Annotated in this window: 18 protein-coding genes; 10 read left to right on the top strand and 8 right to left on the bottom strand. The window is 72.0% G+C overall.

The features are described from left to right. A partial coding sequence (locus tag ACWEVN_RS32435; protein WP_452053815.1) for an aconitase family protein occupies positions 1–448 on the bottom strand: 448 nt, incomplete at its 3' end. Between the two features lie 143 nt (positions 449–591). Between ACWEVN_RS32435 and ACWEVN_RS32430 the strand changes: the two genes are divergently transcribed. From ACWEVN_RS32430 to ACWEVN_RS32415, 4 genes are all read left to right on the top strand, one after another. Then, positions 592–1,293 carry an IclR family transcriptional regulator gene (locus ACWEVN_RS32430; protein WP_051183801.1) on the top strand — a complete coding sequence of 234 codons (702 nt, stop codon included), beginning with the start codon at positions 592–594 and terminating at the stop codon, positions 1,291–1,293. Between the two features lie 4 nt (positions 1,294–1,297). Beyond that, entirely contained in the window at positions 1,298–2,005 is a 708-nt protein-coding gene (locus ACWEVN_RS32425) for an MBL fold metallo-hydrolase (RefSeq protein WP_452053814.1), read from the top strand. Between the two features lie 90 nt (positions 2,006–2,095). After that, the gene (locus tag ACWEVN_RS32420; RefSeq protein ID WP_449681502.1) at positions 2,096–2,350 is read left to right on the top strand and encodes a hypothetical protein; all 255 of its coding nucleotides are present in this window, start codon (positions 2,096–2,098) and stop codon (positions 2,348–2,350) included. Between the two features lie 53 nt (positions 2,351–2,403). Continuing rightward, positions 2,404–2,982 carry a hypothetical protein gene (locus ACWEVN_RS32415; protein ID WP_449681503.1) on the top strand — a complete coding sequence of 193 codons (579 nt, stop codon included), beginning with the start codon at positions 2,404–2,406 and terminating at the stop codon, positions 2,980–2,982. Between the two features lie 4 nt (positions 2,983–2,986). Here the strand turns inward: ACWEVN_RS32415 and ACWEVN_RS32410 are convergent, their stop codons facing one another. Beyond that, entirely contained in the window at positions 2,987–5,041 is a 2,055-nt protein-coding gene (locus ACWEVN_RS32410) for a glycoside hydrolase family 3 C-terminal domain-containing protein (RefSeq protein ID WP_452053813.1), read from the bottom strand. Between the two features lie 130 nt (positions 5,042–5,171). Here ACWEVN_RS32410 and ACWEVN_RS32405 point away from each other — a divergent pair, with 130 nt between their 5' ends. Next, positions 5,172–5,663 (top strand): hypothetical protein, encoded by a 492-nt coding sequence (locus ACWEVN_RS32405; protein WP_452053812.1) that lies wholly within the window; start codon positions 5,172–5,174, stop codon positions 5,661–5,663. A gap of 93 nt (positions 5,664–5,756) precedes the next feature. On the opposite strand, the gene ACWEVN_RS32400 is transcribed toward ACWEVN_RS32405, so the two are convergent. Together ACWEVN_RS32400 and ACWEVN_RS32395 are read right to left on the bottom strand one after the other, a co-directional pair. Next, positions 5,757–6,734 carry a hypothetical protein gene (locus tag ACWEVN_RS32400; RefSeq protein WP_449681506.1) on the bottom strand — a complete coding sequence of 326 codons (978 nt, stop codon included), beginning with the start codon at positions 6,732–6,734 and terminating at the stop codon, positions 5,757–5,759. After that, positions 6,731–8,107 (bottom strand): helix-turn-helix domain-containing protein, encoded by a 1,377-nt coding sequence (locus tag ACWEVN_RS32395; protein WP_452053811.1) that lies wholly within the window; start codon positions 8,105–8,107, stop codon positions 6,731–6,733. Before ACWEVN_RS32395 ends, ACWEVN_RS32400 begins: the two co-directional genes overlap by 4 nt. A gap of 379 nt (positions 8,108–8,486) precedes the next feature. Here ACWEVN_RS32395 and ACWEVN_RS32390 point away from each other — a divergent pair, with 379 nt between their 5' ends. After that, on the top strand, positions 8,487–9,470 hold the full coding sequence (locus tag ACWEVN_RS32390; RefSeq protein WP_449677845.1) for a hypothetical protein: 984 nt from the start codon (positions 8,487–8,489) through the stop codon (positions 9,468–9,470). A 185-nt stretch (positions 9,471–9,655) separates the two neighbouring features. Further along, positions 9,656–10,498, top strand: coding sequence for an ion transporter (locus tag ACWEVN_RS32385; RefSeq protein WP_449687637.1), 843 nt, complete (start codon positions 9,656–9,658; stop codon positions 10,496–10,498). Here the strand turns inward: ACWEVN_RS32385 and ACWEVN_RS32380 are convergent. Continuing rightward, positions 10,487–11,170 (bottom strand): MerR family transcriptional regulator, encoded by a 684-nt coding sequence (locus tag ACWEVN_RS32380; protein ID WP_452053810.1) that lies wholly within the window; start codon positions 11,168–11,170, stop codon positions 10,487–10,489. The two genes, ACWEVN_RS32385 and ACWEVN_RS32380, sit on opposite strands and share 12 nt — an antisense overlap. Before the next feature lie 29 nt (positions 11,171–11,199). Between ACWEVN_RS32380 and ACWEVN_RS32375 the strand changes: the two genes are divergently transcribed. Further along, a complete protein-coding gene (locus tag ACWEVN_RS32375) occupies positions 11,200–12,258 on the top strand; it encodes an erythromycin esterase family protein (RefSeq protein WP_452053809.1) in 1,059 nt (352 codons plus the stop codon). Here the strand turns inward: ACWEVN_RS32375 and ACWEVN_RS32370 are convergent. Continuing rightward, positions 12,245–14,569 carry a chitobiase/beta-hexosaminidase C-terminal domain-containing protein gene (locus ACWEVN_RS32370; protein WP_452053808.1) on the bottom strand — a complete coding sequence of 775 codons (2,325 nt, stop codon included), beginning with the start codon at positions 14,567–14,569 and terminating at the stop codon, positions 12,245–12,247. The two genes, ACWEVN_RS32375 and ACWEVN_RS32370, sit on opposite strands and share 14 nt — an antisense overlap. 366 nt (positions 14,570–14,935) lie before the next feature. Here ACWEVN_RS32370 and ACWEVN_RS32365 point away from each other — a divergent pair, with 366 nt between their 5' ends. Further along, positions 14,936–15,559, top strand: a complete 624-nt coding sequence (locus ACWEVN_RS32365) for a hypothetical protein (RefSeq protein ID WP_449687641.1) — start codon at positions 14,936–14,938, stop codon at positions 15,557–15,559. On the opposite strand, the gene ACWEVN_RS32360 is transcribed toward ACWEVN_RS32365, so the two are convergent. After that, a complete protein-coding gene (locus ACWEVN_RS32360; RefSeq protein ID WP_452053807.1) occupies positions 15,548–18,346 on the bottom strand; it encodes an alpha-L-fucosidase in 2,799 nt (932 codons plus the stop codon). The two genes, ACWEVN_RS32365 and ACWEVN_RS32360, sit on opposite strands and share 12 nt — an antisense overlap. Positions 18,347–18,499: 153 nt before the next feature. On the opposite strand from ACWEVN_RS32360, the gene ACWEVN_RS32355 reads away from it, so the two are divergent. Further along, positions 18,500–19,381, top strand: a complete 882-nt coding sequence (locus ACWEVN_RS32355) for a sigma-70 family RNA polymerase sigma factor (RefSeq protein WP_452053806.1) — start codon at positions 18,500–18,502, stop codon at positions 19,379–19,381. Here the strand turns inward: ACWEVN_RS32355 and ACWEVN_RS32350 are convergent. Continuing rightward, on the bottom strand, positions 19,378–21,744 hold a 2,367-nt coding region (locus tag ACWEVN_RS32350; RefSeq protein WP_452053805.1), incomplete at its 5' end, for a hypothetical protein. The two genes, ACWEVN_RS32355 and ACWEVN_RS32350, sit on opposite strands and share 4 nt — an antisense overlap.

The raw sequence follows: 21,744 nt of genomic DNA, 5'->3' as shown, positions 1-21,744 counted from the left end.
CGAAGGCGATGGCGCCGAACGCGCCGTGCGTCGAGGTGTGGCTGTCGCCGCAGACCACGGTCATGCCGGGCTGGGTCAGGCCGAGCTGGGGGCCGATGACGTGCACGATGCCCTGCTCGGCGTCACCCATCGGGTGCAGCCGGACCCCGAACTCCGTGCAGTTGCGGCGAAGGGTGTCGACCTGGGTGCGCGAGACCGGATCGGCGATGGGGAGCTCGATGTCCACGGTCGGGACGTTGTGGTCCTCGGTCGCGATGGTCAGGTCGGGGCGGCGCAGCTGCCGCCCGGCCAGGCGGAGGCCGTCGAAGGCCTGCGGGCTGGTCACTTCGTGCAGCAGGTGGAGGTCGATGTAGAGCAGGTCCGGTTCGGCGCCTTCGCCTCGGCGCACGAGGTGGCTGTCCCACACCTTCTCCGCCAGCGTGCGGGCCTTGCCGGTCGGGCTGGTCATCTCCGGCTCCTTCCACGGTTCGTCGACGAACTCGGGCGCGCACCTGCGAGATCGGGTGCGAGCCGCGAAGGAGGGGCGCAGCTCGAGTTCAGGGTTTTCCCAGATGCTGGACTTCCCAAAGTGCGGGACGCTAGTATCGGGTCGTGGGACAGCATAGCGGTATCGGAGTACTCGACAAAGCAGTGGCCGTCCTGCAGGCGGTCGCGGACGACCCCTGCGGCCTCGCGGAACTGTGCACGCGGACCGGCCTCCCCCGGGCCACCGCGCACCGGCTCGCGGTCGGCCTGGAGGTGCACCGGCTGCTGCGCCGCGGTCCGGACGGCCGCTGGCGCCCCGGCACGGCGCTGGCCGAGCTCGCGGGCGGTTCGACGGACCCGCTGCTCGACGCGGCGGGCGTGGTGCTGCCGAAACTGCGCGACGTCACCGGCGAGAGCGTCCAGCTGTACCGGCGCGACGGCGTCCAGCGCGTGTGCGTCGCGACGGCGGAGCCGCCGAGCGGCCTGCGCGACACGGTGCCGGTGGGTTCGCGCCTGCCGATGACGGCGGGCTCGGGCGCGAAGGTCCTGGCGGCCTGGGCGGACCCGCACACGCAGCGCACGATCCTGGCCGACGCGGTCTTCGGCGAGCGCACGCTGCTCGAGGTCCGGCGCCGCGGCTGGGCGCAGAGCGTGGCCGAGCGCGAGCCGGGCGTGGCGAGCATTTCGGCGCCGGTGCGGGATTCGGCGGGCACGGTCGTGGCGGCGGTCTCGGTGTCGGGGCCGATCGAGCGGATCGGCCGGAAGCCGGGTGCCCGCTGGGCGGCGGATCTCCTGGCCGCGGCCGACGCTCTGCAGGAACGGCTCTGACCCGATGCTGAACCAGGTGGCCGACGGGGTCTGGGTGCGGCAGAGCGACTGGGTCTGGAGCAACACCACCGTCGTGGCAACCGACGCCGGCCTCGTCCTCGTCGACCCCGGCATCCGCGGCGCGGAACTGAACGAACTCGCCGACGACCTCGAGCGGCTCGGCGCCCCCGTCGTCGCCGGCTTCTCCACCCACCCGCACTTCGACCACCTGCTCTGGCACCCGCGCTTCGGCGACGTCCCCCGCTACGCCACCGCGGCCAACGCGCGCATCGCCGGCGAAGCCCGCGAACGCGCCCAGGCCATGGCCCGGGAAACCGCGCCGGACATTCCCCTTGAACCGATCGCGCGGCTCACCCCGCTGCCCGAAACCGGCAACCCGCTCCCCGGCGAAGTCATCGAGCACGACGCCCACGCCGTCGGACACGCCGCCCTCCTGCTCGCCGATCGGGGCGTCCTGATCGCCGGCGACCTGCTCTCCGACGTCCTGATCCCGCTCCTCGACCCCCGCCGCGACGAGCAACCCGGCTCCTATCGAGCCGTCCTCGACCGGCTGGAAGACGTCGCCGAGAACGTCGATGTCCTCGTCCCCGGCCACGGCGCCGTCGCCCGGGGCGCGGAAATCGCCGCCCGGTTCGCCGTCGACCGGGCCTACCTCGACGCCCTGAGCCGCGGCGAGGATCCCGACGACCGGCGCTGGGGGAAGCGCACCTGAGCCGATCGGGTGACCCTGCGCGAAGTCGCGTATTCGGTGACGCCGGCCACGTCTCCTCCTAAACAGCACCACCAGAGGGGGATGACCGAGATGACCACCGAACTGAATCGCCGGGCGATGGCGATGCTGCGGGCCGTCGGGGCCGGGCGGGCCGAACTCACCTGCAGCTGCGAGCCCGACCTGCGGGTCGACGGCCTGCCCTGCTGCGACCAGGCCACCGCGCACCAGCTGGCGCGGGCCGGGCTGATCCGGCCCGCGCGGGCCGTCGCCGTCGGGCAGTGGACGCGGGCCGAGCTCACCGCGGCGGGCCTCCGGGCATTGGGCGGAACTCTCGCCGCCGCATGACTCAACCTTCCGGCCCGCTCGCGCGTGTACCCGGCACAACGCGAGGGGGTTCCATGAAGATCGCCACTGCCCTGCTGGGTGCCGGCCTGCTGCTGACCGCGTGCGGGAACACGCCGTCCGCGGCCCCGCCACCGCAGAACCCGGCCCCGGTGCAGACCGTCACGTCCGCGCCGACCGCCGATCCGGCCGCCGTGCGCTGGATGGACGGCTTCTGCGCCGCCGTCCACGGCTACCGGGAGCGCACCAACCGGGAAGCCGAGACCGGCCGGCCGACGCCCAAGTCGGTCGCCGAGGCGCAGGAGGCGCTCAGCGCGACGCTGGGCGGCATCGCGGCCCGCACCGGCGAGGTAGTCGACAAGCTGACGGCGCTGCCGCCCGCGCCGGTGCCGCTCGGCGACAAGGTGCGCCAGGCCTTCGTCACGAAGTTCACCAGCGCCCGCGACCACGCCGCCGAGGCGAAGGCCACGCTCGACCGTGCCAAGCCGGGCAACGAAGCGTCCCAGAACCCGGCGGCCCAGGCCGTCGCGCAGGCGCAGCAGGACGTCGACGGCGTCTACGACCCGGTCGGCGCGGTGAAGGACTCCCCGGAGCTGATGCTCGCCGCCGCCACCGCGCCCGGTTGCAAGGCCTGAGCCCTCAGCGCCGCACGAGCGGCGCCTGCAACGGCAAGGACCGCGACGAACCACCGACGGACACGGTGAACGCGCCCCGCGCGGGCTGCCACGCGTGGCTCACCGTGTCCCAGACGGAGAAGGCGCGCGCGTCCAGCCGGATCGTCACGCGCCGGGCCTCCCCCGGCGCCAGCGAGACCCGCTCGAAGCCCTTCAGCTGACGCGGCGGCTCGCCCGCGGCCGCCGGAAAGCCCAGATACAGCTGGGCGACCTCGGCGCCCGCCCGCTGCCCGGTGTTCCGGACCGTGAACGTCGCCGTGGCGCCGTCGCCGGTGCCACGCACCGACAGGCCCGAGTAGGCGAACGTCGTGTACGACAGGCCGTGGCCGAACGGGAACAGCGGGGCCCGGCCCTGCGCGTCGAACCACCGGTAGCCGACCTGCAGGCCCTCCGAGTACGTCGCGACGCCGCCGACGCCGGGGAACTGGGCCGGGGTGTTCGCCGGGGTGTCGGCGTCCGCCGCCGGGAACGTGATCGGGAGCTTCGCCGACGGGTTGACGTCGCCGAAGAGCACGCCCGCCACCGCCGCGCCGTCCTGCTGGCCCGGGTACCACGCCTGGAGGATCGCCGGCACGCGCGCGGCCCACGGCATGAGCACCGGACCGCCGCTCTTCACCACGACCACCGTGTGCGGGTTGGCGTCGGCGACCGCCGCCACCAGGGCGTCCTGGTTGCCGTCGAGGGCCAGGCTCGGCCGGTCCTTGCCCTCGGTTTCGTCGTCCCCGACCATCACCACGCTGACGTCGGCGGTCCGGGCCAGCGCGGCCGCGCGCGCGACGTCACCGCCGTCGTCGAGCGTCACCAGAGCACCGGGAACCCGCTGCCGCAGCCCCGGCAACGGGTCCACTGTGGACGTCGGGATGACGGCCGAGCTGCCTCCGCCGCCGGTCTTGGCCTTGGTCGCGAACGGCCCGATCAGCGCGATCGACCGCACGCCCGGGTCGAGCGGGAGCTGCGCCTGTTCGTTGCGCAGCAGGACCATGCCGCGTTCGGCGAACTCCTTCGCGGCGGCGTCGTGCCGGGCCGTCGGCAGCGGCGAAAGCACCGGCGGGTGGTCGAACTGCCCGAAGGCGAACATGGTCCGGAACCGCGGCAGCAGCAGCTCGTCGACCCGCTGTTCGGTGACCTGCCCGGCCAGCACGGCCTGCTTCAGCTTGTCGCCGTACCAGGTGCCGTCGATCATTTCGAGGTTCATGCCCGCGTTCGCCGAGCCGACGGTGCTGTGCGCGGCACCCCAGTCCGACTGGACGAACCCGGTGAACCCCCAGTCGTCGCGCAGCTTGCCCTGCAGCAGGGCCGGGTTCTCGCACATGAACACGCCGTTGATCTTGGGGAAGGCGCACATCACCGAGCCCGCCCGGCCTTCGGTGACCGCCCGCTCGAAGTGCGGCAGGTAGATCTCGTTGAGCGTGCGCTCGTCGATGTGTTCGTCGATGCTGAAGCGCTGGGTCTCCTGGTTGTTGGCCGCGTAGTGCTTGACCTCGGCGATGGTGCCGTTCTCCTGGATCCCGCGGATGTCGGCGGCGGCCAGCGCGCCGACGAGGAACGGGTCCTCCCCCATGCCCTCGAACGTCCGGCCGTTGCGCGGCACGCGGGCGATGTTGATGTCGGGCGCCTCGGAGACGTGGTGCGCGAGCGCGCGGGTTTCGCTGCCGATCAGCCGGCCGTACCGGCGGGCGACACCGGTGTCGAACGTCGACGCCAGCGCCATGGTGGCGGGCAGCGCGGTCGCCGGTTTCTGCGGCTTGTCGTCGGCCGGGCCCATGCCCGCCGGGCCGTTGGCGATCCGGAAGCCCGGGACGCCGAGCCGCGGGATCGGCGGCACGAACCGCTGGTGCTCGGCGTCGGGCTGCAGGTGCAGCTGGGAGATCTTCTCGTCGAGGGTCATCGCCGCGACGAGCTCGGCGGCCCGGCGATCGGGTGACTGCCGGGCGTCGCGCCAGGGTTGCGGTTGCGCGGCCGCCGGCGTCGTCAGCGACAACCCCAGGACCACGGCGAGAACGAGCGGGCCGGTGCGCATCCGGCCAAGTTAATCCATACGTGACACAGAAACATAGACGCGATTTACGTTCACGTACTTGAACATGGATTGGACTCAACCATTTTCCCGGCTCAGGCGTGAGAGGAGCACTGACGAGAGGGGACCGACCATGCCGAAGAAAACCCTGATCGGCCTAATGGCGGCGAGCGCGGCGACGCTCGCGCTGACGGCGCCGGCGAGCGCGGCCGACGAAGTCTGGTGGAGCCTGACCCCGAAGGTCGAGCCCGGAGGCCGGATCGACGCGGACATGTACGGGGGAACGGGCCACGGGTGCGCACCGGCGGGGCCGGTCACGTCGGCGGGGTTCACCGCGCCGATCGAGTGGGTCGGGCTGGGCAACTGGGGCCACCTGGGCGGCAGGACGACGGCGAGCAAGCGGCCCGGCCGGTACACCGCGTCGTTCCCGTGCCAGGACGGCCGGAAGCCGACGGTCACGTTCACCATCGTGGGCACGCCGCCGGCCACCTCGCCGAAGCCGCCCACGACGAAGCCCCAGCCGTCGACCGCCAAGCCGAAGCCGAAGCCCCCGAAACCGGCGAAACCGCAGGTGGCGGTCAAGCCGGCCGGGGCGCCGCAGACCGGGGACGGCTCGCTGGGCTGACCCTCCACAGAGGACACCCCGGGCCGGCGCGTTCCCCAGGCCGCCGTCCCGGGGCCCCGGCGTACACCGGCCCCCACCGCCGTGAGCGGCGGGTCAGCGGGCCGCGGCCAGCCTCAGCGCCCGGTAGACGAACTGCTGGTCGCCGAGGCGGTGGCGCAGGTCGCGCTCCAGCCCGGCGATCGGGTAGAGGTTCTGCGGCGCGCGCGAGTCCTTGTAGGGGACCGAGGCGAACCGGCCGAGGACCGACTGGGTGACGTTCGCCAGCTCGGCGACCTGCTCGCGGCCGAGGTGCGGCGCCGCCTCCACCCGGACCACCCCGGACCACGGCGGCCCGCCTGCCGACGGCAAGCGCAGGTACCAGGAGTGCCGGACCCAGGTCGTGCCCATCAGGAACACCGGCGTGCGCTGGTGCGCGCCGAGCCGGCCGACCAGCGCGTTGAGCTCCCCCGGCAGGTACGTCGTCTGGTGGCTCTTGATGAACCCGACGGCCCGCTCGAGGTGCGCCCGGCCGCGCAGCGGGCCGTCCACCACCAGCAGGTCGTGGCCGACGTGCCCGTGGATGGCCGTGCGCGCCCGGATCGCCGTCTCCAGTTCCGTTTCGGCCAGCTGCTCCTGCAACGCCGACGACAGCACCACCGGCAGCGGCTTGTCCTCCTTGGCCGCCGCCCGGTGCGCGGTGTAGATCCCGGCCGGGGTGGCGATGTCGTCCGCCTGCGGGGCGACGGTGAACAGCCCGCGCCGGACGTCGGTGCCGACGACGTGCGCCTGGCCCTCGCAGCAGCACACCACCCCCGCCGCGTAGGACGCGCAGATGCCGATGGACGCCGAGTTCGTGCCGGCCGGGTCGTCGATCCAGACGCGCGCGTCGATCCGCCGGACGCCGTCGACGAACAGCACCGCTTCCGGCGGTGTCACCGGCGACGGGTCGATCGGCGCCCACTCGGCCTCGGGGACCTCGATGTCGAGTTCGACCTCGGCCTGGGAGCGGCCGAGCTCCTCGGCCTCCATCGAGCTGCCGTAGCCCGGGTCCCAGGCGTCGATGCTGAAGTTCATGCCGGCCACCGCGGTCATGCGCCCTCCCTGGCGATGTGCGAGCCGGCGCCGTCCCGGGTGACCAGGAACCGCACCGGGACGCGCTCGGCGAGCGCCGGCACGTGCGTGATCACCCCGACCATCCGGGAGCCGGACGCGGCGAGGTTCTCCAAAGTGGACGCCACGACGTCGAGGGTGGCCTCGTCCAGCGTCCCGAAGCCTTCGTCGAGGAAGATCGACTCCAGCCGCGTCGCCCCTTCCGCCGCCATGGCCCCGAGCTGCGAAGACAGCGCCAGCGCGAGGGAGAGCGACGCCTGGAACGTCTCGCCGCCGGACAGCGTCTTCACCGGGCGCCGGGCGTCGGCCTCGTTGTGGTCCACCACCAGGAAATCGCCCTTGTCGTGGGTGAGCTCGAACTGGCCGCCGGACAGTTCCAGCAGCGACGCCGAGGCCTCGGCGACGAGCGTGTCGAGCGCCCCGGCGATCAGCCAGCGCGGGAACTTGTCCGAGCGCAGCAGATCCGCGAGCAGCCGCGCGACCTGGGCTTCGGACTCCGCGGCCGCGATGTCCTCGTGCAGGCCGGCCACCCGCGCGACCCGCCGTTTCAGGTCGCTGTGGTCGGCTTCGGCGCGGGCCCGGGCGGCCGCGACGGACCGCAGCAGCCGCACGGAGTCGCCCAGCGGCAGCACGCCGACCGGGAAGTGCCAGGCGTCGTCGAGCGCCGGCAGCCGGCCGCGGCTGGTCACCAGGATCCGCGACGACGTCTCGCCGTCGGCGATGGCCCGGATCTGCTCAGCGGACCGGACGTTGTCCAGCACGAGGATCATCCGCCGCCCGCGCAGCTGGTCTCGGACCAGGTTGGCCAGGCCGTCTTCGTCGGCCGGGAGCTGGTCGGCGGAGACGTCCAGCAGCCGCAGGAGCCGGTGCAGGGCTTCGCCCGGCGACAGCTCGACGGCGCCGGGGGTGTGGCCCCGGAGGTCGAAGAACAGGCAGCCGTCCGGGAAGGTCTCCGCGACCTGCCGGGCGGCGGCGACGGCCAGCGCCGTCTTGCCCGCCCCCGCCATTCCGTGCACCACCCCGACCCGGGCGCTGTCCCGCCCGCGCAGCAGCGCGGAAAGCGTCTCCAGTTCGGTTTCGCGGCCGACGAAGTACCGGCCGCTGTCCGGCAGCCCGACGATGCCGCCGGCGCTGCGGCGGGCGGGGAATGCCGATTCCGCGACGAGGGCGAGCAGTTCTCCGCCCGCTCCCAGTGCCTGGTCGCAGGCCTTGGCGAGCTCGCGGTTCACGCGGGCCTTGCCGTTCTCCACCTTGCTGAGGTAGCCCTTGGTGAAATGGACGGACGCAGCGAGTCCGGTCAGTGACATGCCGACCGACATCCGTCGACGCTTCAATTCCGCTCCAAAGTCCGGCATGGGTCGATCATCCTGTAATCGGTGAACGGGGGGAAGGTCCGCCGGCGGCCCGGGCCCGCCGGCGAGTCACTGGTCAGCCCAGCAGGGAGACCAGCTGGCCGAGCACGATGATGAGGTGCGTGTGCATCGCGTTCCCCTTTCCGGATCACCGCCACCGCGGTTTTCCCGCGGTGGCTTCCTTGGTTGCCGGAGGATTCCGGCGAACCAAGCTTGACCCGGCGAATTGCCCGGCGGGAGACGTTTCCCGTTGCCTCTCAAAGGAAATCGCTGACCTGCGCGGTTTCCCGGAACGGGAAACGGCGGGAAACAGGTGATGGCGTCGTGGAGCGGGCCGGAGGTGGGTAGACTTCCACGCAACGACCAAGACGGAGGTGACGGCTTGGCTCAGGAGGCGGCCGAAGCGAAGATCAACGCTCTCTCAGCGGAGCTGAAACTGCTTCGCAAGGGGCTCGGCGTCCAAGCGAAGACCCTGCCTGCGCTCGTCGGGGAACAGTTGCGCGAAGTGTGTGGTGTCGACGAAGAAGACACCCCGGGAACGGTTCGCGGCAAGGTGGTCGAAACGCTTCGCCGGTTGATCGAGAAGCTGCCCGAATCGCAGCGGCGCACGGCGCGGATCGTCCTGGGGTTCGGCACCGGCCCGAACGAGCGCTACACCCAGCGCCTCGAACTGCTGGGCACGGGCGCCGACCGGAACGTGCGCACGATGCAGCGCCGCGCCGACGACGTCATCTACCTGATCGCCGAGGCCGCGTACGGTGCGCCGTCGCCCTACGGCGGCTCGCTCATCAGCGACGACGGCCCTTGGCACACGTCGGCGCTGGCCGTCCGGCTGACCTTGACCGGGGTGGCGGCCGCCGAGGTCTTCGAGACGCGGCGAGTGGTCAGCCACGTCGCCGGGCTCGCCGACGTCGAGCACGCGATCTCCCTCGCCCGGCCGGCGAGCACCACCGTCCAGCCGGACCTTTCGGGCCTGGGCATCGACGTCGTCGCCGGCGGTGAGGTGCATTCGGTGCGGATGGTCAGCTCGTCCCGGGTCGCGTTCAGCCTGCGCCCGCCGCAGCCGCTGGACGCCGGCGACGAGCACGAGTTCTTCTTCCGCATCCGGGTCGACGAGCTGCCCTCGCCGTTCTACTGCTGCACGCCGGAATTCCCGTGCGAGAGCTTCGACCTCAACGTCCGGTTCGACCGGCGGCAGCCACCGCAGCGCGTCTGGCGCATCGACGGCGAATTCTCCAAGGACGCCCAGGACCCGCTGACCGCGCGCAAGCCGCTCTTCCTCGACAACGCGGGCGAGGTGCACACCAGCTTCCGCGAGCTGCGGCCGGCGCGGTCCTACGGCGTGGGCTGGCAGCCCGCTTCTTGAACCACCAGCCGCTTCCCCGTGCACCGGAGCGAGCCGGCTGTGCGGTGTCCGCTCCATGCTCCTCCTCGCCGTGACCGCCACCGTCCACAATGCCGCATCGGGCGAGCGTTGGGCGTGACGAAAAGTGGACAAAAACTCGACAGTGCCTACCCAGCTGAAGAGCGCCGTCCGTGCCATCATCGGGCATGGTCACGAGTGAACCCGAGCTCAACAGCGGCGTGCTGCCCGGGAACGTGCGCGCCGACGACTGGATCATGCTGGTGCTCGCCGCCGGTTCGGTCGGGCTGCTCGGGTTCATGGTGCTCAGCCCGCCCGCGCGCGACGTCGGGCTCGTCATCTTCTCCGTCGACTGCGGGATCTGCGGGATCTTCCTGCTCGAGTTCCTGTGGCGGTGGCGGAAACGGCGGTGGGCGCGGAAGTTCCTCGTGCGCAACTGGTACGAGCTGTTCGCCATGATCCCGGTCGCGCACCCCGCCATGGCCGCGCACAAGTTCATCAGCGTCGTCCTGCTGCTCGTGCGGATCGGGCGGGCCGCGGACCGGGCCGTCGGCGAGCAGTTCACCTACCGGCTCGTCGACAAGCTGTCCGAGCCGATCGTGAAGGCGATCAAGAAACCGGTGACCATCGCCGTGCTCGACGAGGTCGTCAAGGTGCTCGAAACCGGCAATTACCCGGAGAACCTGGCCAAGTCGCTCGGAGCGCACAAGGACGAGCTGCGCTCGATCATCGCCGAGAAGATCGCCGCGGACCCGCAACTCGGGAAGCTCAAGCGGCTGCCCTTCCACGACGAGATCGTGCGCGCCTGCGTCGACACCTCGTTCCGCGTGCTGCTGGAGGTCCTCCTCGACCCGCGGATCGACGACTTCTTCTCCGCCGTGGTCCGCGACAACCGCGAGCAGATCCGGGTGGCCGTGCAGCTCGGGCTCAACGAGGTCGACGACGAAGACCGCGAGAAGGCCCTGGGCGTGCGCACCCAGCGCGCCGCCGCGCACGAGTACGACCGGCTGCACCCGGGTTCACGTCCGTAGGTACTCGCCCAGGCGGGCGGCCGCGGCGAGCATCGCCAGGCCACGGGCGGTCAGCCGGTCCTGCCAGGTTTCGAGCGCCTCGGCCAGCGACTCCGTGCCGCCCGCGGTGCGGACCTGCTCGACCACCGTCGCGATGTGGGCCAGCGGATAGCCGCCGCGGCGGAGCAGGTGGGCCAGTTCGGCGTCGCGGACGTCGGCCGCCTGGAAGACCCGGTGGCCGGTCGCCCGGTTCCGCGAAGGCACCAGGATGCCCGCACGTTCCCAGGCCCGCACGGTCGCCGCCGTGACGCCGAGCCGGTGCGCGAGCTCGCCGATCGACCAGCCGGCGGCGGCCGGCCCGGGTGCCGCCCCGGTCGTCAGGTGCCCGATCGCCGTGCGGACCGTGTTGAGGGTTTCGCGGTCCCGGAGCAGCTGCTCGTGGCCGCGGTCGACGAGCGTCAGCGCGCGGGCGAGGTCGCCGTCGTTGGCCGCGAGCATGATCCCGCCGGCGGTGGCGTGCCCGTACGCCGGGACCAGCGCGAGGAAGGTGCGCAGGGCGGCAGCGTGTGCTTCGGTGTAGATCCGGTAGCCGCTCGCGGTGCGGGCCGCCGGCGGGAGGAAGCCGTCCTGTTCGTAGTTGCGGACCGCCTGCGTGGAGATGCCGTGCTCGCGGGCGAGGTCAGCAGGTCTCAACCGAGTTTTCAAGGATACGATTCAACCACATGGACCTCACCGACTTCACCGCCGAACTGCTCGGGCTGGGCGAGCCGACCCACTTCGAGCCGGCCTGCGCGTGGCTGCGCAACGACCTCTTCGCCCGGCTCGCCGAGCACGGCTTCCGGTCGATCGCCCTGGAGACCGACCGCGTCGCCGCGCTCGACGGCGGCTTCTCGCACAACCTGGGCGATGTGGCCGCCAACCAGCAGCTGCTGAAGTGGCTGCGCGAGTACAACGAAACCGCCGAAGAACCGCTGACCTTCCACGGCTTCGACGCCCCGACCGAGATGTTCAGCGCCCCCAGCCCGCGCACCTACCTCGAACACGTCCGCGACTACCTCGGCCTGGACGTCGACATCGCGGCGCTGACCGGCGACGACGAGCGGTGGAGCCGGTCCGAGGCGATCCTCGACCCGGCCCAGTCGCCCGGCGCGTCGCCCGAGGCCCGCGAGCTGCGGGTCATCGCCGACGACCTGCTCGTCGCCCTCCACGCCGCCGCACCCCGATGGGACGCGGCCTGGGAGCGGGCCAAGGTGCACGCCGTCGCGGGACGCGGCCTGCTGCGCTACCACGCGGCGTCCGCCCAGCCCGGCGACCGGGACACCAGGATTTCGCGGCTCGCGGGCATGCGCGCGGTGCTCATGGCCGAGAACCTCCTGGACATCCGGGCCATCGAGGCACCCCGCGGCCCGACGCTGGTGTTCGCGCACAACGGTCACCTGCAGCGTTCGGGGGCCGGCGCGGGCGCGATCGTCGGAACCCTCCTCGGCGACCGGTACGCGTTCGTCGCCGGCAGCCTCGGCCGCAGCGAAGCCATCGGCCTCGGCGAGCCGGCGCCGGACACCTACGAAGGCGCGCTCCAACGGGGCACGGAAACCTGGCGGCTGGCCGCCGTCCCGGCCGGGCGCGAGCGCACCGACACCAAGCCCGAACGCGGCTATTTCGGCCTCGACGCCGCCCTCCTCGAAAATGCCACCGCGGTGTGGCATATAGCCCTAGGCACGGAAAGCCCCCGCACCGAGCCGGGTGCGGGGGCTGCCGAGGACCCGGTTACGGGTAGCTGACCACGTTGACCGGCACCGTGCCCGAAGGCGTGACACCGCCGGTGTCGTTGATGACGTGCGTGATCGTGCCGCGGTAGTTGAGCGACACCGTCAGCAGGCTGTGGAACCGGACGCCGCTGGTGTTCGGCACCTCGAACGCGTGGTAGCTGGACACCGCCGGGTTCGTGTCGAAGAAGCAGTAGCTCCCGAGGCCCCACGCCTCATGGGACGTCACGTTCGCCCCGACCTTGTACGCGGCGTACCCGGCGACACCCGATGGGGCGTTCCACGACGCCTGGTTCGGCACGTCGTAGGGCATCTCGTTCTGGAAGAAGATCGTCCGGCCGCCCTGGCCGTTCCAGATCACCTGGTACTTCTGGTAGTGCTCGACGAACAGGCCGGTGGCCAGCACGTTCGCGCCGTTCACCACGAGCCCGGTGTCGGCCGTGTTGGTGTTCCAGCCGTACGTGCCCGCGTTGCCGTGGTCGGCCCGCCACGCCCAGATGTGGTCGATGATCGTGTTGGCGCTGTTGACGATCAGGCTGTTCGTCGCCTTGCCGGCGATCGCGCCGCCGATCCGGAAGAAGACGTCCTGGACCGTCGTCGGGTTCGACGCGTGCGACGCCGACGAGCCGGACTGGCCGACCGTCAGCAGCGCCTGCGAGTTCGTCGTGCCCGCGTCGAAGAGCAGGCCCTTGAGCCGGACGCCGTCCACATCGGACACCTGCATCGCGTTGACGCCGTTGTCCGGCACCAGGGTCGGGTAGCCGATGCCGAGGATGGTCGTGTTCGCGCGGGTCACGTTGAGCGTCTGGTTGAGGTGGTAGACGCCCGGCGTGAAGAACAGGTTGCAGCCCGCGGAGAGGGCGTTGTTGATCGACGCGGCCGTGTCGCCGGACTTGACGACGTAGAACTGGCTCATCGGCGCCGACGTGCCCGGGGTGCTGCCGTTCGCCCAGCTCGGGCCGGACGCGTTGGTGCGCAGGGACGGCAGGAACACGCGGTACTTGCCGGTGCCGTCGACGTACAGGTAGGGCACGTCGCGCGAGACCGGGGTCGTCGCGAGCGTGGTTTCGGGCGGGTTCGGGAAGGTGGTCGCCGGCGCGCCGCTGGTGCCGGAGAAGACCATGTTCCAGACGCCGCCGTTCCAGCTGCCGAGCTGCGAGTCGCGGGTGTACCACTGCTGCTGCGACACCGACGCGGCCTGGCCGGCCACCTTCGTGTCGGCGATGTAGCCGCCGCTGGCGAAGCCGTAGCTCGCCGGGTACAGCTGCAGCCCGCCGCGGACGTCCATCCGGCGGAACGGCGCGGCCTGCGCCACCGCCCACCGCTCGTTGCCGCCGGAGGGGTTGACGGCCATGTTCTCGGCCGAGCGCCAGAAGTTCTGCAGCGCGACGCCGTTGTCGGAGGCGTTGAAGGCGTCGACCGTGACGTCCCCGTTGATCAGGACGTCACCCGGGTTCTGCCCGAGGCCGGCGACCGAGGTGTAGAAGCCGACGTTGTCGTGGACGTTGTTGTACGTGCCCGGCTTGAACAGGTGCGCGACGCGCCGGTCCGCCATCTGCGCGGTCAGCGTGTCCTTCTGGTTGTTGAAGTCGGTGTCCAGCTGAGCCTGGATCGTCGCCGCGGACATGCCGGGGTCGAAGATCCGCACGTTCGGCCCGAAGTTCGGGGTGTCGGACTGCGTCGGACAGCCGGCCTGCGTGCCGATCGTGTAGCTCGCGCTCGACACCGGGGACGTCGTCGAACCGGACTTGAGGGCGATCGCGTTGACCGTGCGGGAGTTCGGGACGCTGATCGGTCCGCTGTAGAGCGTGGAGGACGCGGTCGGCGTCGAGCCGTCCACCGTGTACCGGATGGTCGCGCCCGCGGTGGCGCTGCTGATCGTCACCGTCTGGGCTGCCGAGTAGGTGCCGCCCGGTGGGCTGAACGTCGGCGCCGCGACCGTCGTCGTGCCGCCGCCGACGGTGTAGCTGAAGTGCGGGGTGTCGTACTGCGGGCCGCTCTTCTCGTAGGTGAACCAGTAGTCGAGGACGTTTCCGCTGCTCAGGCCGTTGACGGTGGTCCGCCAGGTGCCGGAGCCGTTGGTCATCCGGACGTTCTGCTGGCCGACGCCCGGCACGCCGGTGTAGTGGATGTCCACGTACAGCGCGGGGGTCGTCGGGGTGAAGCTGATCTGCACCTGGCTGGCACTGGGCTGCGTGACGCTCTGCGTGTAGTCGTCCGCGGCCAGCGCGGCCGGGGCGCTCAGCCCGGCCGCCACCAGCACTGCCGAGGCGACGAGCGCGAGGCCCGGGCCGCGTCGTCGTAACTTGTCCAAGGTCCGGTTCACGCCGTGACACCTCCGCCGTTGGGGATTCCACGAGGCATTTGTTGCGAGTCACAACAAAGTAGCTCCCGCTCAACGGTGCTTCGGTCACTTTTTGGTAACACTTGTCTGGACCAATGCGCGAGTGGGTGAGTCGGTTCGTCACTCTTCGTCGCATTCTGACCACGGTGGGCTGCACGCGAACGGCCGCACGGTGGCCATGGTGGACGATGTCCTCCAGCGCGTCCGGCTGCGGGCCGTCGCGGTGGATCACCGCGCCCACCGGCGGCAAGCGGTTCCGGGCCTCCTCCGTGCCGCCGATCCTGCCCGGTCGGGTGACGTTCGCCCAGCGCGTTTTCGCTGGTCGGCCCGCGGGGTAAGGATGTCGGCATGCTGGACACCGAAGTCCTGTCGCGGACGGCTCCGCGGGCGCTCGACGTCGTCACCCCGCTCGGGGACGTGCGGTTCGCCGTCCGCGCCGGTGGCTGGGACGTGCCCGGGAGACCCGAGCTGACCTGGGGCCTCGCGTCCGGGGCGCGGCTCTGCCGCTGGCGGCACCAAGCCGTGCGGCTGGACGTGCTCTGCGGGACCACCGCGTCCGGGCTGCCCGGCGTCACCCGCGAGACCACCGTCCTGCGGGTGCTGGCCCGGGAGGACGTCGGCGAGTTCGTCGTCCAGGCCGAGCTGGCCGGCGCGCCGCACGAGGACCGGACTTGGGAAAGCGCCTTCACCGCCGAGACCGCCGACGCCGTGGTGAGCGTCGGCGGCCCCGGGGCCGAGCTGCTGCGGCGGTGCTCGCGGGCCGGGCAGCACGTGCCGCCGTACTGGTCGCGGCTGGTCGGCGGGGACGCCGTCGAGCGGACCGGGGGCCGGCTCACCTGGCGGCTGCCCCGGGTCGACCGCGGCGACTACGCCGAGCTGTGGGTGTCCGTCGCGTGGTGCGCGCCGGGCGGGGACCCGGGCCGCGCCGTCGACATCGACGCGGCCCGGGTGCTGCGGGAGCTAACCCAGTGAAATCCGGTCCAGATCCGGCGCCCCGGAACGGTCGTTGCCGATCCGGATCGTATTGGCGCCCGCGGTCAGCGGCACCGGGACCGAAGTGGTGTACGGGGTGTTGTTCCCGACGCCGCTCACCTTGACCTCCACCGGCGCGCCGCCGTTCACCGACACGAAGTACGACCGGTCGCCGTTGACGGTGAAGTCCAGGTACAGCGGGTACTGCCCCGCCGCGGGGACGGTCACTCCGGAGAACGTCACGGCCGCGCCCGGCCCGATGTTGCGCACCTTCTGCCCGCCCGAGCACGGCGAGCAGCTGGTGACACCGGCGTCGCCGATGTCGTTCGCCGAGTCCTCCGCTTCCCGCATGAACACCCGGTCCGCGGGCCGCGGCTTCACCTGCACCGGCTTGCTGACGGACTTCGCGCGCCCGAGCGTCCGGAACGACGCCGCTACCGGGATGCTCACGTCCTGGGCCGCCGGCGCGGTCACCGTCCAGGACCCGCTCAGCACCCGGCCGAGCCCGAGGGCGGCCGTCGTCGCCGGGCCGCCCGTCACCGTCCAGCCCGCCGGGACCACCGGGGCCAGCGACACCTGGTCGATCGGGTCGTCGACGTCCAGCCGCAGCGACGCGTCGATCCGCAGCGACTGCTGACCAGGCGAAACCCATTGGATGCCGGCGGGTTGCACGGTCAACGTCGTCTTCGGCGTGTACGACTCCGGTGGCATCGGCGCCACCGCGATCCGGTCGAGGTCCGCCGTCCCGGACACCTTGATCGTGTTCGCGCCGGCGGTCAGCGGCACCGCGATTGCCCCCGGGGCGGCGACCGGGATCGGCGCCGCGCCGTTGACGCTCACCGAGAGTGTGCCCGGCCCGGCGGTGTCCAGCTGCAGCCGGGACGGGCCCGTGGCCTGGACGTCCCGGAAGACGACGGCGCCGCGGTCGAGGCCGGTCACCGCGTTCGTGCCCGAGCAGGCCTCGCACCACACCGGCGTCGCCTTGCCCTCGAAGCCGTTGCGCCACGATTCCGCTTCCAGGGGCACCTCGCCGCGCGGGTCGGGGTAGCCGTAGGCGACGTCGATCTCGTCGAGGGCCAGCTGCCGGTAGAACGGCTTGGCCTGCGGCCCGGACCACGTGTTCAGCACCTCGAGCTGCAGGTACCGGGCGTGCACCTCGCCGACGTCGATGAACTGGACGCCCCGGTTGCTCGGCAGGGCACCGGTGCGGACCGTGCGCCAGGTCTTGCCGTCGTCGCTGGCGTGGACGCGGTAGTCCTTGATGCGCGCGGAATCCTCGGCGCGGCCGAAGGACTCCCGCGCGTACGTCGGCGACGACTCGCGCTCGTGCACCGCGAGGTAGGCCGTCGACCGCTCCCGGCCCAGGTCCAGCGTCACGGACACCGGGAGCCGGCCGCCCGCGTCCCAGAAGTTCAGGTAGCTGCCGTCGACGAGGTTCGCCGCCGACGCCGCGTTGGCGGACGCGGTCGCCTTGATCGTGCTCTTGTCGTAGAAGTACTGCTGCCCGGCGGTGTCCACTTTGAACACCGTGTCGTAGGTGTCCCAGCTCCGGATGTCCAGAATGGACAGATAGCCGCCGGATTGGGCGAACCGCATCGGCTTCCCGGTGCGCAGGTCGGACACGCCGGTCACGCGGTAACCGTTGTCCCGCAGCCGGACCAGGTTCGTCGACGGCCGCGTGACGACGTGCACGTACTGCGTGCGGCCCTTGACGGTGATCACGCCGTGAGCGCCGTCGTTCCAGAAGCCCGGCTGCATGCCGCCGTACAGGTACCCGCCGCCCTCGGTGCCGGTCAGCGACTCGCGGATCGGCTGCGTCCAGGACGCCATGAAGTTGTTGAACGCCTCCTGCTGCGGCGGGAACTTGCCGTTCAGCATGGCCGTTTCGGCCATCAGCGACTTGATCGACGAGCCCGCGTTCGTGATGTAGCGGCCGGTGGAAAGCCGGAAGTCGACGGCCTGGTCGCCGCCGCTGTACCACCAGTCGCCGTTGGTCGGCAGCTTGTAGTCGGCCTCGGTGAGCCGCGGCATCGGCGTGTAGACGGCCTGCGGGTAGTCGTACGACGGCGTCATGCCGGTCTTCTGCTCGTTGCTGACCGTGTCCATGATCGGCGTGTCTTCGTTGTTGTTGCTCAGCAGCCAGGACGGCCGCTTCTCGCGAATGTGCTCGTAGAGCCCGTGCTGCTCCCAGTACTCGTTGTCGTTGTCGATCCAGAACCCGGCGAGAGCGGAGTAGCGGTCCATGACCTCGTCGAACAGGTCGTAGGAGAACTCGCCGAAGCCGGGCCGGGTCGTCAGGTCGACCTGGTGGCCCTTGTAGGCCGAGTAGGCGGCCGAGTCGAGGGACTCGTGGCCGGTTTCGTTGTGCCACTGGGGATCGTCGGTCAGGTAGAGCATGACGCGCACGCCCTTGGCCTGGCCCGCGGCGATCAGCTCGCCGAGGAAGTCGCGCTGCGTCGAGCAGCTGCCGGGGATCTTCGACGGCCACGGCCGCGCGTACCCCAGCCTGCTGTGGAAGGTGGTGAGGACGACGTAGGACGCACCCAGTTTCTTGGCTTCGTCGATCCAGTAGCCCGGCGTCCAGCCGCCGGCGGTGACGTCGCGCTCCCAGGCGGCGCAGTCGGTGTGCCGCGGCGCGGTGAACATGCCCCAGTGCAGGAACAGCCCGGCCGTCGAGGCCCGCAGCCAGTCCTGACGCGGGTGGTAGAGCTCGGCGTTCGCGGGGCTGACCAGGCTCGCCACCAGCGCGACGGCGGCGGCGAGGCAGGCGAGCAGTCGGATTCTCAAAGGACCTCCTCGTCCGGAGAGATCCGATGATTGGTTCCTCATATATCGTACGTCAAGGGAAGATGCCGCTCATCGGGACGTAATCGTCTGATCTGTCACAAACTCCGGCCCGCGTTCGTCAAGGGGGTGATCGCTCCGCGAAAGGACGAACCCGTGAACGACGAGCTCCTGGCCCGCAGCTTCGAGACCCACCGCGACCACCTGCGGTCCGTCGCCTACCGGATGCTGGGCTCGCTGACCGAGGCCGAGGACGCCGTCCAGGAGGCGTGGCTGAAGCTCAGCCGGAGCGACACCGCGGGCGTGGCGAACCTCGCCGGGTGGCTCACCGCCGTCGTCGGGCGGGTCTGCCTCGACCTGCTGCGCTCCCGGAAGGCCCGGCGCGAGGAGCCGTGGGACACCCTGGTGCCCGACCCGATCGTCAGCCGCGAGGACGCCGGCCCCGAGCACGAGGCGCTGCTGGCCGACTCGGTCGGGCTCGCACTGCTGGTCGTGCTCGACACGCTCACCCCGGCCGAACGGCTTGCGTTCGTGCTGCGGGACATGTTCGCGCTGCCGTTCGAGGAGATCGCCCCGGTCGTCGGCCGGTCCGAGGCGGCGACCCGGCAGCTCGCGAGCCGCGCCCGGCGGCGGGTCCAAGGGGCCCCGGTCGCGCCGGATCCGGACCTCGCCCGCCAGCGCGAAGTCGTCGACGCCTTCCTGGCGGCCGCCCGAGGCGGGGACTTCGACGCGCTGGTCTCCGTCCTCGACCCGGAGGTCGTGCTGCGCGCCGACCACGGCGCGGCCCGGGGCGGCTCGATCGAGGTCCGCGGCGCGGCGGCCGTCGCCGACCAGGCGCTGACGTTCTCGCGCCTCAACGCCGGCGGCGGCGTGGTGCACCGCGCGCTGGTCAACGGCGCGGCGGGCGTGGTCGCCACCCGCGAAGGGCGGCCGTTCTCGGTGCTGGGCTTCACGGTCGCAGGCGGCCGGATCGTCGAGATCGACATCGTCGCCGACCCCGCCCGCCTCGGCCGGCTGGACCTGGCCGTCCTCGGCTAACCACGCACGACCGCGCCGCTTTCGTCGGTGGTCAGGGCGACTTCCCCGGCGTCGTCGAAGTGCAGGTAGCGGGTGCGGCCGTCGGCGTACCGCCGCACCGCGTCCGCGACCACGACCACCAGCTCGCCGTCTTCGATCGCGTAGTGGTCGTCCGGGCTCAGGACTTCGTGGATGTGCGAGCCGTTGGTGACCAGGGTGCGGACGCGGCGGCCGGTGTGGTCGTAGCTGTACAGCGCGTTGACGCCGTCGTCGCCATGGACCCCGCGCAGCCGGCCGAACGCGTCCCGGATCTCGCTGCCCGGCCCGGGTGCAACCGCCGGGCCGGGCTCGATGTCGCGCACCAGCCCGCCCGGGCCGGTGAGCACGTGCCGTCCGCCGGCCCAGTGCTCGCTGACGCCGTTCGCGTAGTGCACCGCGGTGCGGCGGCCGGCCAGGTCGTAGTCGACGGCGTCGACAACCCCCGGCACGCTCACCAGCCGCCCAACTTCGTCGTACTGGTGGTGCACGGTCAGCCGCCCGTCGCCGGCGTCGGGGTAGGACACCGCCGACACCCGGCCGTCGGCCCGGCGGGTCACGTCGAGCCGGTACTCGACGGCCACGTGCGCCGGGCGCCAGCGCTTCTCGGCCGGCCGGCCGAGCGCGTCGTAGCCGAACTGGGTCACGCCGCATTCGTCGGTGACCCGCACCAGCCGCCCGCAGCTGTGCGGGCCCGCGCCGTGCGGCACCGCCAGCCCGCCGTCGTGGTGGGTGAACGTGGTGACCGGCGTGCCGCGCGGGTCGTCGACCAGCACCGCGACCACCCGCCCGAGCGCGTCCCGGACCCGGAACACCGTGTGCCCGCCCGCGGTCCGCGACTCGACGACCTGGCCGGCCGCGTCCCGGACGTGCACCGCGCCATCCGAGCCACGCAGCTCCCGCCCGAGCAGGTCGTGCACCCCGGCGGCCGCAACCCGGTCTTCCCGGACCGGAAGCGGGCGGCCCAGCGCGTCGTACCGGAACTCCTCCGGCGACGGCAGCGGGTCGCCGTCCCGGAACGCCCGGCTCGTCCGGCACACCAGGCCGCGCGCGCAGTACTCGTGGTGCTCGTCGACGACGTCGCCGAGCAGTTCCGCGTGCCGCCGCTCCAGCAGCCGCCCGGTGCCGTCGTGCAGCTCCGCGGTCACCAGCACCTCCGCCTCGCCCGAGACCGCCCGCTGCTCGGTGGTGACGCGGGTGCCGTCGTAGCGGTGCCGGACGGTCGGCAGGTCCGCCGAGTCACCCGGCCGCACCACCGTTTCGGGCCGGCCCAGCGGGTCGTGGGTCAGCGTGGTCACCGCGCCCGCCGGATCGGTCACCTCGCACACCCGGGCCGTGCGGACGTCGTGGCGGGTGATCGTCACGTTGCCCAGCGGGTCGGTGGCCACCTCGGGGAAGCAGCGGTCGGCCGAGTACCGGATCTCCCGGGTGTGGCCGAGCGGGTCCGTCGTCGTGGTGCGCAGCCCGGAGACGGTGTCGAGCCGGCCGTGGAACGTGGTGACCCACCAGCCTTCCTCGCCGGGACGGCGGTGGTAGCCGTGGTGGCGCAGGTCGGGCGGGCGCGCGCCGTAGACGTCGGCGATGAGCGCGTCGGTGAGCACCAGCTCCTCCCGCGCGGTCAGGAGGCCGTGCGAACCGGCGAACCCGTCGGGCTCTTCGTCGTAACGGAAGATGGTGTCGGACAGCACTTTCCCGCTGCCGTCCACCGCGCGGACCCGCGCCGGGAGCGCGGTGAACCGGTGTTCGGGATCGGTGACGTACTTCGTCCGGGTCTCGCGCACGACCGGCTCGTGCCCGGGCCGTTCGGTCGTCGCCACCTCGCGGGTCGGGTTCCCGGCCGAGTCGAAGGCCGTCTCCGTCGTGGTGACCGAAACCGGCGTCTCCCGGCGTTCGAACTCCGTCGTCACCGATCGCGTCCACTGTGGACGGCGAAGGTGCTCGACGCGGCGGTACGGCCGGTCCGCCGCCGCGGACCCGTCGAGGCCGTAGACCTCCTCCTTGGCCAGCAGCCCTTCGCCGCCGAACCAGCGCACGGTCCGCAGGGTCGGCGCGTACTCGTCGCCGAGGTCGTCCTGGACGACGCGGCCGAAGCCGGGCGCCCGGCTGTCGTGGTACTCGAACTCCGTCACGCCCACGTGGCCGGTGACCGACTCGCGCAGCGAGACCCGCCGGACCACCGGCACCGAGGCGACGGTCGCGTACTCGATCGCGGTCCGCAGCCCCATCCCGTTGTCGATTTCGCACAGCCGTCCGGTGCGGGGCGGGTCGTCGAAGGAGTGGTACGGCACGGCGTCGAGCACGGACACCCCGCCGCCGGCGCGCGCCCGCGCGGCCAGCTGGACCCGCCG

The organism is Amycolatopsis sp. NPDC003861 (assembly GCF_053605405.1).
This window is presented reverse-complemented; position numbering and strand designations above follow the sequence as displayed.